Raw genomic sequence first — 12,777 nt, 5'->3', positions numbered from 1 at the left:
TATATATAAACAAATAAAAACAAATATATTAATATTTATATGGAGGGCAAAATGGGTAAAAATAAAGATATAGAAAGGCTAGCATCTATCAAAAATAAAATTTCAGAGCTTGATAAAAAGAAATTGATTATAACAAGCTTAATTTTACTTTTTTTATTGTACAAGATTATTTTTTCAGGACCGATTGTCATATTAGATAGAAGAGAAAAAATAGATGATCCTGTAACTTCTGCAAGTAGTTATTCATCAGATAAAGAGGGAAAGAATGAAGCCATAAAAGGTGGAAGAAAAGATAATATAGTACCTAGCAATGAGGAAAAAAAGGAAACAATCACTGTATATATAACTGGTGCTGTTGCAAATCCAGGAGTAATAAGCTTGGATAGCAATATGAGACTTGATGATGCTCTAAAAAAGCTTGGTGGAACTACTAAGGATGCAGATATAAATAGAATAAATCTAGCTATGAAGTTAGAGGATTCTCAACACTATATTATACCTTATATTGGACAAGAGGATGATCCTTCTCAAAAGGATATGCAAGCATCTAACAATTCATCTAACAATTCATCTGACAGTGCTGGCAGTTTGGCTAATAGCTCATCTGCTTCAAATTCACAAGACTCTAAGGTAAATATAAATTCTGCAGATGAAAGTCAGCTAGAGACAATCTCTGGAGTGGGTCCATCTACAGCTAAAAAGATTATTGACTATAGAGAAAAGGAAGGTAAGTTTTCAAGTATAGAAGATATAAAGAATGTATCAGGGATTGGAGACAAAAAATTTGAGAGTATGAAAGATAGTATAGATGTAAAATGATTTTGATAATTAGAATCTATAAATTACTAAAAACTTATATTATAGCTATATTATTATATTTAAAAATTGCTATAGTTTTTATCTATATAGCTTAAATAAATATAGTTGAAATAAATCATCATTACTATTTGGATTTATAGAATTGAATATAATTTTATGCTATAATATTATAGTATGAAATTGTGTCTAGTTGTGGTTTTAATTAGTATTATTGGAGGACGAAAGAAAAATGTTACTTTTAAATAGAGAAGATATAAAAAGAATTTTTACAATGAGAGATGCCATTGAGGCAGATAAGTTAGCTTATTCAATATTTAGTAAAGGAAAGTGTTTATCTCCTTTGAGAACTAACTTTGCATCAGGAAATGAAAATGGAAATATACTTTTCATGCCAGGATATGCAGCTGATATTGGAGTTGCAGGCTTGAAGATAGTGTCTGTATTTCCTGACAACTCTAAGTACGACTTGCCTGTTACACCAGGAACTGTGCTTTTAGTTGATGATAAGACAGGAGTAGTAACGTCTGTACTAGATGGTACTTATATAACTGAAGTAAGAACAGGTGCAGCATCAGGTGCAGCGATTGATTTGCTTGCTCGTGAGGGATCAGAAACAGCAGCCTTGATCGGAACTGGTGGACAGGCTGAGTCACAGTTTGATGCTATAATAGCAGCTTGTGATACAGTGAAGACAGTAAAAGTATTCTCTAGAACTCAAGAAAAAAGAGAAGCTTTTGCAAAGAAAATGCAAGATAAATACTCAGGAAAAGTGGAGGTAGTTGCATCTAGTAGTGCTGATGAGGCAGTAACAGATTCAGATATTATAGTTTTGGTTACAACTTCTAAGAATGCTATTATCAATGGAGATAAGTTGAAAAAGGGGGCTCTTGTGTGTGGTGTAGGATCTTATATGCCAACTATGCATGAAATAGATGAAAAAACTCTTATAAGAGCTGATAAAATATACTTTGACTCAAAGGATGCAGTATTGTCAGAAGCAGGTTGTATAATAACTCCTCTAAAAGAAGGAAAAATCTCAGAAGATAAGTTTACGGGAGATCTTGGGGATATGATTAATGGTAATATTGTTTCAAGAGAAAATGATGATGAAATAATTGTATTTAAGTCAGTAGGTATAAGTACTCAAGACCTTGTAACTGGAAAAGCAATATATGATAAGGCAATAGAAAATAAAGTTGGTTATGAATTTTAATAGCAAACAATTTATTGCTTTTAGAAATTTTAAATATTTAATATTCTATTTATGGCAAGAGCTTATATAGATAATAGATATTTCTTGTTAAATAAAAAGATTTATTATTAGTTTTAAATATAAGAGGAATATGCCACCGATTTTTTGGAATGCTATCCTCTTATTATTTTTTAAGGAGAAAAAATGGCAAAAGAATATAAAAAATTGACAGATATGACAAAGGCAGGGGGCTGAGCGGCTAAAATTGGACCAGAAGAGCTGGCTACAGTTCTTGCAAAATTACCACAAAATACAAGTGATAAAGTAAGTAATCTTATGGTAGGCCTTGACACAGCAGATGATGCGGCTGTATATAAGTTAAATGATGACTTGGCATTAATACAGACTTTGGACTTTTTTACGCCAATGGTAGATGACCCTTATATATTTGGACAAATTGCAGCGGCAAATGCTTTGTCTGATGTTTATGCTATGGGAGGAGAGCCAACTGTAGCAATGAATATAGTGTGTTTTCCATCTTGTCACGATATGAATGTTTTGGGAGAAATCCTAAGAGGTGGAGCAGATAAGGTAAATGAAAGTGGTTGCCTTTTAGTAGGTGGACATACAGTAGATGACCAAGAGCCAAAGTATGGATTATCTGTATCAGGTATTGTTCATCCTGACAAAGTGCTTGCAAACTCTACAGCAAAAGTAGGTGATAAATTGGTTTTAACTAAACCAATTGGAGCAGGGATTATGAACACAGCTATGAAGGCAGGTCTTGTAGATGAGGAAACATCAAATCACGTAATAGAGGTAATGATTCACCTAAATAAATATGCAGCAAAGAGCCTAGGAAAATTCCCAGTAAACTCTGTAACTGATGTCACTGGTTTTGGACTTTTGGGTCATTCGCTTGAAATGGCCAAGGCATCTGAAGTTACAATATCAATTGATTCTAAAAAGGTTCCAATTATGAATCATGCACTAGATTTTGCTAGAATGGGAATAATACCAGAAGGTGCATATAAGAATATGGGATATGTTCAAGATGATACATATATATCTGAAGGTGTTGAAGAAGCTCTTTCAGATATATTCCACGATCCACAGACATCTGGAGGTTTATTGATATCACTTCCAAGCGAATACGCAGATGCAATTGTGGAGGATATGTTATCAAACGGTACAATATCAGCTGCTGTAATAGGAGAAGTCATTCCAAAACAAGAAAAATATTTAGAAATAAATTAATTAATTAAATATTATAGTATAATATATATGATGCACCTAGTATAATTACTGGGTGCGTCTGTATAGAATTTATTATAAAGTATTAGATGATTAAAATCTTAAGTTTGGGAAGGTAAAAAATATGAATGATAAAAGTAAAAAAGAATTATTTGCAATTCTTCCATCGGTTGATGAAGTATTAAGTGACAATAGAATAATAGAGCTATGTACGAAGCTACCTAGATCAATAGTATTAGATTCAATAAGAAATACTGTAGACAAATATAGAAAGTTAATAGTTTCTATTGAAGAAGAAGAAATAGAAAAATTTGAACTAAAAGAAGAAGATATAATAATTGAAAGCATTAATTTGGCACAGAAGTCATATGAGCTATCTTTAAAAAAGGTTATTAATGCAACTGGTATAGTAGTTCATACGAATTTAGGAAGATCTTTACTGAGTGAAAATATAAAAGAAGAGCTATGGAATGCAGCTTCGAGATATTCAAACTTAGAGTACAATATAGATGAAGGACATAGAGGATCTAGATATAATCATCTAACAGCAATGATAAAAAGGATAACAGGGGCAGAAGATGTTTTGGTGGTTAATAATAATGCAGCAGCAGTTTTGCTTGTTTTAAGCACTCTTGCAAAAGGTGGAGAGGCCATTGTTTCAAGAGGTGAGCTAGTGGAAGTAGGCGGTGCATTTAGAATACCAAGTATTATGTCTCTTAGTGGTGCTGATTTGGTAGAAGTGGGTGCAACAAATAAAACACATTACAATGACTATGAAGATGCCATCACAGAAAATACAAAAGTATTGATGAAGGTTCATACAAGTAATTATAGAATAGTAGGATTTTCTGAAGAAGTAGGACTTGAGGAAATGAGAGAATTGGGAGATAAGTACGACTTACCAGTAGTTGAGGATTTGGGAAGTGGTGTTTTTGTAGATCTTTCTAAGTATGGAATGTCTTATGAACCAACAGTATTTGACTCTATAAATAAGGGTGTAGATGTTGTTAGCTTTAGTGGAGACAAAATGTTAGGTGGGCCACAAGCAGGTATTATTGTAGGTAAAAAGAAATATATAGAAAAGATGAAAAAAAATCAACTTACCAGAGCTCTTAGGGTTGATAAAATGACTATAGCTGCCTTGGAAGCTACTTTAAGATTTTATCTTGATGAACAAAAGGCAATAAAGAATATACCAACATTAAGAATGCTTACATACACATATGATGAGCTAAGAGCGAAGGCTGAAAATCTTTTGAAAACTATAAAAGATGCACTAGCAGAGGAGTCTATATCAGTTGATTTATCAATTGAGGATTGTAAGGGACAAGTCGGTGGTGGATCGATGCCTACTGAAGAACTGAATTCAGTTGCAGTTGTTATTAAGCCAGAAAAAATGAGTGTAGGTCATTTTGAAGAAAAATTAAGACTTAGTGATTCCCATATAATCGCAAGAGTTTATGATGATAAATACATCCTAGATGTCAGAACAATTTTTGAAGATCAATTTGAAGAAATTGCTTTGGAAACAGTGAAGGCTTTAGGAGGGGATAATTAATGAAGCATATAGTAGTGGGTACAGCAGGGCATATTGACCATGGAAAAACAAGTTTAATAAAGGCCCTTACAGGTAGAGCGACAGATACCTTAGATGAAGAAATAAAAAGAGGTATCTCTATTAATCTAGGTTTTACATATTTTAATCTTCCAAGTGGGAAAAATGTTGGTATAGTGGACGTTCCTGGACATGAAAAGTTTATAAAAAATATGCTAGCAGGAGCATCAGGATTAGATATGGTACTTCTAGTTATAGCTGCAGATGAAGGCATGATGCCACAAACTATAGAACATATAGATATATTATCCTATCTAAACATAAAAAAGGGCTTAGTTGTAATGACTAAGTGTGATATGGTAGATGATGAGATGATTGAATTGGCAGAAGATGATATTAGAGAGGGGCTTGTAGGTACATTTCTTGAAGGATCAGATATACTTAGAGTAGATTCCTTGTCTAAAAGAGGTATAGCTGAGCTGATTCAAAAGATTGATGAAATGAGCGAAGAAGTTGAAGAAAAAAATAATAACTTGCCAGCTAGGTTAAATATAGACAGGGTATTTTCAATAAAGGGATTTGGAACAGTTGTTACTGGGACAATTATTGAAGGACAGATAAAGCTTAATGATGAGCTTGAAATATATCCAAGGGGTAAAAAGGCTATTGTTAGAAATATACAGGTGCATGGTAATAATGAAGAAGAGGCATTTGCAGGTCAAAGAACAGCTATAAACCTAGCGAATATAAAAGTAAATGATATAGAAAGAGGAGATATACTAGCGGCTCCAGACTCATTACTTGAATCAATGATGATAGATGTTAAGATAAAACTTCTAAAGCACGAAGGGTGCAAAATAGAAAATTGGGATAGATTAAAGCTTTATCATGGAACAAGAGAGATTTTATCTAGGGCAGTACCTTTAGAAAAAGAAGTGATGAAAGCTGGAGATGAAGGCTTTGTTCAGTTAAGATTAGAAGAAAAGATAGTTTGTAAAAAACAGGATCCTTTTGTAATCAGAACATATTCACCGATGGATACTATTGGTGGTGGAGTAATAATTGATGTTTCTAAAGAAAAGCACAGTATAAATAAGCATATTGGAGAGGTAATAGAGGAATTGAAAATTAAGGAATCAGGCGATGAAAAGTCGATACTAGAAGTATTCCTAAAGAACAATTCATCAACTTATCCAAAAATATCTGATATGATGAGTTATGTAAGTTTATCTAAAGAAAAGATTGAGGAAATATTATCTCAGTTAAAAGCTGATGGCAAAATAGTTGAAATAAATAATAGAATAATTCATATAGACTACTTTGACTTTTTAGAAGGAAAGCTTATGAGAATACTTGAAAAGTATCATAAGTCAAATCCTCTTAAAATAGGAATGTTAAAACAGGAAGCTGGAACAAAGGTTGATTCATCATTTAAGGCGAAAGATATAGATGCTTTTTTAGCGTTAGTAGTTGAAGATGATAGAATTAAAATTATAAACAATCTTATTTCTTTGAAAGAATTTGAAGTGAAACTAAGTGATGAACAGAAGAAGATGAAGTCACAATTGGAAAGTAAGTTAGATTCTATGGGTTACAATGATATATCTACAATAGATGATATATGTGATGGAAATAAGGCTAAAAAAGAAGTATTGGATTCTATGATTGGAACAGAAGTTCAGCTATTAGATGATGAATATATTATTTCAACAAAACTTTATGAAGAGGCTAAGGGAAAAATGATAGACTTTATAAAGAAGAATGGAGAGATGAGCTTGGCTGAGTTTAGAGATATGATGGATTCTAGTAGAAAAATTTGTATGATAATACTTGAAAGTTTTGATAAGCAGAAAATTACAAAGAGAGTAGAAAATAAGAGAGTCTTATATTAGAGTTTTTATAGTTTTTGAAGATAAGTGTTTAGTAAATATTAGACTATATAGCTGATTTTATTCATGTATAGTAATTTTTTATTAATAGATTACATAAAAAATAATGGTTGGATATTTTCCAGCCATTATTTTTGTTTCAATAATGTATTAAATTTAGCAATAAATGCTTTTTATAGCTGTATATAAAAATACTTGTAATTAATTTTATCAATCTTAGGAAAGAAAATTACTCGTTTTGGCAGAGTTCATAGATTTTTTTTGCAAATTCTTCGGCATTTTTCTTTTTATCAGTATTCATAAAGTCATGATTATAGCCTAAACTTCTTTCAGCAAGCATACCTAAATATTCTAGCTTTGAATGTTTGCAATATCTTTTCATACCTTCTTCAAAGAGATCTGCAGCTTTTTCAGGTCTGTAGCCACAAGTTGTGATAATAGATAATTTTTTGCCCTCCCAAAGTGCAGGACCTTTTTCTTCTCCATAGTATTTATTCATACCATATACTAAACGATCTAAAAGTGCCTTCATAGGAGAAGTGCAATACCAAGAATAAATAGGTGTTGCTAGAATAATTAAATCTGCATCTAGTATGCCATCAAATATTTCTCCAACATCATCACTATGAAAACATCCAAACTTTGTCCAGTCTTTTTGACAGACTCTACAAGAAATACAAGAATTTATTTCCTTATCATATAGCCAAACTGTTTCAATCTCAACATTATCTCTTGCCAACTCACTTACAAATGGATCCAGTAGAGAAGCGGTATTTCCATTTTTTCTTGGGCTTCCCATCAAAATATAAACCTTCATATAATACCTCCATAAAATAATATACTTCTTAGAAATGAGTTCCTTTTAATAGAACTTGTCTTATATATATTAAATATAACAGAATATTATAAAGATTAATACTTATATTGGAAAATAATGGGAAAAATTTAAGCAATAAAACATATTTATAGAGAGACAGTAAATAGATAAAAAAAGTTTTTAAATGGATAGTAAAAAAAGTATATAAAAGATTTAAAGTAAATATATAGAGAAGTATTTTATAAATATAGAATAAAAGTATTTAGAAGTTTTAAAGTAAAGGTATAGATAGGTATTTTATAAAAAGCTATTAAAAGGATTCAATTTTTTTTAGTATAGATAAAAAAGAGTTTTATATATAAGTATAAGATAATTTTGATAAAAAAAAGAAGATAGCAATAAGCTATCTTCTTTATATAAAAAGTAATTTACTTCTTCTGTCCATCCTTTAAGAATCTTACTCTTTCGATGTGCATAGTATCTAGTGGAGTATCAGTCTGATGATATACTGGTATATTCATCTTTGGAGCAATACCCATTACTGTATTTGTACAGTCAGTACAGTTTGAAATAAGAACTGTCTGAGCACCAGCCTTCTTTAGAGAAAGCATCTTCTGAGCCTGTCCTGGGCAATGTCCTGGGTTTTCACACTTTAATGCGCCACCCTTACCTTCGATTGCCTGCTTACATCTTTCAACACCTACTACTGTAGATCCCATATGATCAGCGATTTCTCTTAATCTGTCTTCGTTTCCACCGCAAGCACATACCAATAGACCCATCTTTCTTTCGTCCTTTGGATATGGCTTAGTTACTAGGATACCACCTGTAGTTTTAGTTATAGGAGAGTCTAAAGTAGTAGACTTTCCTGTGAAAGGTCCACCCATGATTATTTCGCCGTATTCACCGTGCTTAAATAATCCGCCAGCTCTTTCTATTAAATCTCCAACTCTTGTTCCGATTGGAACATTATTGTATATTTCAAGAGAGTTTGCAGTATTTAAGTATCCAGCTACTGTTAAGTCCTTTTCAATTAGAGGCTTAAGATCATCAACTGCATTAGCAACTGCACACATTGTTTCAGAGTTTATTACTACAGCATTAGCTTCTGCTGGAAGCTTATCAGTTTCAAGAACGATTCCTAAACATTCTCTAACTATAGCTCTTTCTTCTCCCATTGGGTACATATCTGGTAGTATATGTACAGAGATTCTTTCGTCATCTATTATTTCTTGCATTGTTAATATTTCTTTTTCGTGAATTTCCTTTATAGCAAATACGCCGTGAGCTGCATTACAAGCTTCCATACAAAGCTTCATACCTCTTAGTAGCTTTTCAGGTTCTGCAAGTAACTGCTGCATATTGTGAGTTAGTATTGGTTCACATTCAGCTGCATTACATAGAACGTATCCAGTTCCACCAAGGTCAGTACCTAACTTGATATGAGCTGGGAAACCAGCACCACCAAGACCAACGATACCAGCATTCTTAACTGTTTCTGCTATAGTTGCACCCTTTTCAATCTTAACAAAGTCTTCACCTTGTACTTCGTTTGGCTGTATAACGATTTCATCTTCAGTAACTTCTATAACCTTACCATCTACGCTGGCATGTAGGTAAGCTCCTAAACCTTCGAAATCTGCTACTAGCTGTCCTCTCTTAACTTCGTCTCCAACTTTGACTACTGGAGAATTCTTTGCGCCAATATTCTGCTTTAATAATAAGTGAATAGTATTTGACATAATCCTGCCTCCTTAAAATAATAAATAATCTGTAGTGTTAATAATTTGTAGTTTATTTTTAAGTGTATTAGTTTTATTAAGTATTGTTTAGCTAAACACTTTAGACTAAAAGTCAAAAGCATATGAGCTGCTAGTGTTTAAGTTTATATGTTTTATTTAAAAAATTAACATAAAGTGATGTGGGTAAAGAACCATTTATAGCAAGCTCATGTACTCACGTTCTTATTATATCATATAATAGATAAAAGTTAATAGTAAATTTATAAAAGTTAATTTATTAATTTATAAAAACAGAAAAATATTATGGAATATAAAAAAAATACTTAAATATATCGAAAAAACTTCTTAAATATGGGTATATATAATGTAGAGATTTTCAAAAAAAATAAGTCAATTCAAACTATAGAGCTTATATATCAAGCGTTATAGCGATTTTGTTAGTTCGGAAAAAGAAATTTTTAAAAGCATTTATAAAAAAATACTAAATTAATTGATTAAAAATAGATAAATATATCATGTCATTTAAATTATTAATCTAAAACAACTTAGATTATACCGATATCTATAATAGATATAATCTATTATATCCCTGCATATAATTATAATATGAAAAATATGATTATAATTATATAAAAATATGATAGAATGATAGATAGAATTAATTTCCTGCTAGACTATAGTAATTTTGTATTTAATCTTAAATACAAAATTGTATAGATTTAAGATTAAATATAGTATATTATATTTCTAGTAAGAATTTCTAATAACACATAGTAGAAATAGATATAATTAATAGGCTAAAAGACAATAATAGAAAAACTTTAGCTTTATGAAAAGTACTACTTAGGGTAGATTTAAAGTTTAATTTGAGAATCCGCTTTTGTTATAAAGTTTGGATATATAATAGGTATTGGAGGTGTATAAATATGTTTGGTGTCCCCATCAAAGAGTCTTTTGACAATGTAATTCAAAAGGACTTTAAAATTGTAAAGGACTACTGTACCATAGGAGAAGTATTTGAATATATGGTTACTGAAAATAAGCTAATAATAGTAATGGATAGCCTTAGTAATACAATTGCAGGTTACTTATCTATTTTAGATATGTCGGAAATAATTGAAAGATATGATTTTAAATATAGAGATGTTGAAGTTAAGAGTGTTATAAATAGGGATTTTAAATTGGTAAGAAGTGACTATGATTTTTCATCATTTAGAGATTTATTGGACAATGGAGCTTATGTTAATATAATTATAGATAAAGATGATGAAATTGTAGGATATATGACTGAGAAGAATATAAAGTATAATAATTATTCTACTTTAGAAGAAAAGTTTGTAACACTAAAGTATGTTACTGAACAGATAAATGAAGGTATTGCAGCGATTGATAAGAATGGAGTAGTCATACTTTGGAACAAATTCATGGAAGAAAGATATGATATCCGTGCCAGTGATATGGTTGGAGAAAATATGAATGATTTTCTAGAAGATACCATAATGGAAAGGGTGTTGACAACTAGAGAAAGTATGAATGATTTTTACTATTCTAAAAAAATAGATGATAATACTGATTTATACGGTTTTGTTCAAGCGAACCCTATATATTATAATGATGAATTTGTTGGAGTTGTATGTACAGAAGTTGATATTACAGATGCAACTAAGCTATCTCAGGAACTTGAGGTTGCTAATGATAGACTGGCATATTTAGAAGATGAAGTGAAATCGCTATCAAAAAATGAATTTGATCAGATTCTAGGTAAGAGTTATCCATTTGAAAAAGCAAAGAATATTGCTAAGCAAGTAGCTAAAACTAACAGTTCAATAATGTTAAATGGTGAAAGTGGAACTGGTAAGGAAGTATTTGCAAGAGCAATTCATAAATATAGTGAGAGGGAAGGTACATTTATTCCCGTAAATTGTAGTGCAATACCTCAGGAGCTATTTGAAAGTGAATTCTTTGGATATGCACCAGGTGCCTTTACTGGAGCTACGAAAAATGGTAAAAGCGGTATATTTGAGTTAGCCAATAATGGTACAGTATTTTTGGATGAAATAGGCGATATGCCTTTAAATATGCAGGTTAAACTTTTACGTGTGCTTCAAGAGAGAGAATTTATGAGAGTTGGTGGCAGAGAAATGATCAAGGTTGATGTAAGGATAATTTCTGCAACTAATAAAGATTTAAAAGAAATGGTAAGAGAAGAGAAGTTTAGAGAAGATTTATTTTATAGATTGAATGTAGTTGAGATAAAACTTCCACCATTGAGAGAGAGAAATGAAGATGTAGGAATACTAATATATCATTTCTTGGAAGAACAATGTAAGGAAAATGGTAAACCTTTCCTAAAAATAAGCAAGGAAGCTTTTAAGGTGCTAGAAAAGTACCGCTGGAAAGGGAATATTAGAGAATTGAAAAATACTATTGAAAATATGGTAGTTTTATCATCAAAGCCAACTTTAGAAGTAGACGATATACCAGAGTATATAATAGAGGCAGTTAAAAAACCTAGCAATGTAGTTTATCCAATGGATTTAAATAGAGCAATTGAAATACTAGAGATAAATAAAATAAATGAAGCTCTTGAAATGTCAAAGGGTAATAAGAGTAAGGCTGCCAAGATACTGAATATACCTAGAACAACACTGTACTATAAGATAAATCAGTACAATATTGAGAATTAAAATAAATATACTGAAAATATTTAGAATATAAATATAAAAAGAGATGTTTAAATTTACACAGTTTAACTGTAATAAAATTGAACATCTTTTTTTGCACCCTAAAAAAGATACTTAATTTATTTAAATAAGGTCTTATAAGAGTAAAATAGTAGTAGATATAATAAAAAGATAAAAACACATTTAAAAATAAGAAAAAAATATAAAAATATCAAAAAATAAATGTATTTTAAGAAGAACATATATAGATGAAAAGTAAAAAAATAACCTATAAAAACGATTTTAAATATAAAAACGTCTAAAAGTTGTACAGTTGTATTAAAATTGAACATAAAAAGTTGTTGATAAAAAAACGTTTTTAGAAAATAAAAAGATAAAAATAAATAGGATAGATAAAAACTGTAGTAAAATTAAGAGAAATAGATAAAAACTTTATTAATAAGGTAAAAGGATAAGTTGGCACGCTGTTTGCTTATATGATAGGCGAGTGTTTATTTTGTGAAAACAAGATTGTAGTGTTGTATGTGTAGTTTTAAAAATTTAGACATTTACTTATATATGTTTATAATTATCTGATTATATGTATAAAAAAGTTAAAACATACTTAACTTTAAAAGTATCTGTACTAAATAAAAGTTTTATTAAAAACACCGCAAGTATATAGCAAGTGATAGAAGGTTGATATAATACTTGAATGTTTTATAAAAATATATTTTAAATATAATTTTATAAAATAATTTAAATTGGTATTTTTGAATGAAAGTTTAAGAAATGGAAATGTTGTACTAAGAAACAACTAAAAAACAGATAAAATATTATGTCTGA

At 30.4% G+C, this 12,777-nt stretch carries 8 protein-coding genes; 6 read left to right on the top strand and 2 right to left on the bottom strand.

Annotated elements, in window-relative coordinates; translation table 11 throughout:
* The first annotated feature begins 51 nt into the window (after positions 1-51).
* The 5 genes from UF10_RS05555 to selB all read left to right on the top strand — a co-directional run bounded on the left by UF10_RS05555 (position 52) and on the right by selB (position 6,712).
* On the top strand, positions 52-819 hold the full coding sequence (locus UF10_RS05555) for a helix-hairpin-helix domain-containing protein (RefSeq protein ID WP_106776842.1): 768 nt from the start codon (positions 52-54) through the stop codon (positions 817-819).
* A 229-nt stretch (positions 820-1,048) separates the two neighbouring features.
* On the top strand, positions 1,049-2,032 hold the full coding sequence (locus UF10_RS05550; RefSeq protein ID WP_106776841.1) for an NAD(P)-binding domain-containing protein: 984 nt from the start codon (positions 1,049-1,051) through the stop codon (positions 2,030-2,032).
* Positions 2,033-2,215: 183 nt separating this feature from the next.
* Positions 2,216-3,268 (top strand): selenide, water dikinase SelD, encoded by a 1,053-nt coding sequence (gene selD, locus UF10_RS05545; protein WP_106776840.1) that lies wholly within the window; start codon positions 2,216-2,218, stop codon positions 3,266-3,268.
* Positions 3,269-3,389: 121 nt separating this feature from the next.
* On the top strand, positions 3,390-4,823 hold the full coding sequence (selA, locus tag UF10_RS05540; protein WP_106776839.1) for an L-seryl-tRNA(Sec) selenium transferase: 1,434 nt from the start codon (positions 3,390-3,392) through the stop codon (positions 4,821-4,823).
* The gene (gene selB / locus UF10_RS05535; RefSeq protein WP_106776838.1) at positions 4,823-6,712 is read left to right on the top strand and encodes a selenocysteine-specific translation elongation factor; all 1,890 of its coding nucleotides are present in this window, start codon (positions 4,823-4,825) and stop codon (positions 6,710-6,712) included. Before selA ends, selB begins: the two co-directional genes overlap by 1 nt.
* 226 nt (positions 6,713-6,938) lie before the next feature.
* Here selB and UF10_RS05530 read toward each other — a convergent pair whose 3' ends face one another.
* Both UF10_RS05530 and prdC read right to left on the bottom strand, forming a co-directional pair.
* Entirely contained in the window at positions 6,939-7,526 is a 588-nt protein-coding gene (locus tag UF10_RS05530; protein WP_106776837.1) for a flavodoxin family protein, read from the bottom strand.
* Positions 7,527-7,954: 428 nt separating this feature from the next.
* A complete protein-coding gene (gene prdC / locus UF10_RS05525; RefSeq protein WP_106776836.1) occupies positions 7,955-9,268 on the bottom strand; it encodes a proline reductase-associated electron transfer protein PrdC in 1,314 nt (437 codons plus the stop codon).
* 926 nt (positions 9,269-10,194) lie between these two features.
* Between prdC and UF10_RS05520 the strand changes: the two genes are divergently transcribed.
* On the top strand, positions 10,195-11,955 hold the full coding sequence (locus tag UF10_RS05520) for a sigma 54-interacting transcriptional regulator (RefSeq protein WP_106776835.1): 1,761 nt from the start codon (positions 10,195-10,197) through the stop codon (positions 11,953-11,955).
* Positions 11,956-12,777: the final 822 nt, after the last annotated feature.

Source organism: Peptostreptococcus russellii (assembly GCF_003012055.1).
Taxonomy (GTDB): domain Bacteria; phylum Bacillota; class Clostridia; order Peptostreptococcales; family Peptostreptococcaceae; genus Peptostreptococcus; species Peptostreptococcus russellii.
The sequence above is the reverse complement of the archived record's forward strand: the minus strand, read 5'-3'. Positions and strand labels throughout refer to the sequence as shown.

Excerpts from the sequence above, each read along its gene's own strand:
- UF10_RS05555 (WP_106776842.1), top strand. The coding sequence starts at position 52 with ATGGGTAAAAATAAAGATATAGAAAGGCTAGCATCTATCAAAAATAAA.
- UF10_RS05550 (WP_106776841.1), top strand. The coding sequence starts at position 1,049 with ATGTTACTTTTAAATAGAGAAGATATAAAAAGAATTTTTACAATGAGA.
- selA (WP_106776839.1), top strand. The coding sequence starts at position 3,390 with ATGAATGATAAAAGTAAAAAAGAATTATTTGCAATTCTTCCATCGGTT.
- selB (WP_106776838.1), top strand. The coding sequence starts at position 4,823 with ATGAAGCATATAGTAGTGGGTACAGCAGGGCATATTGACCATGGAAAA.
- UF10_RS05530 (WP_106776837.1), bottom strand. The coding sequence starts at position 7,526 with ATGAAGGTTTATATTTTGATGGGAAGCCCAAGAAAAAATGGAAATACC.
- prdC (WP_106776836.1), bottom strand. The coding sequence starts at position 9,268 with ATGTCAAATACTATTCACTTATTATTAAAGCAGAATATTGGCGCAAAG.
- UF10_RS05520 (WP_106776835.1), top strand. The coding sequence starts at position 10,195 with ATGTTTGGTGTCCCCATCAAAGAGTCTTTTGACAATGTAATTCAAAAG.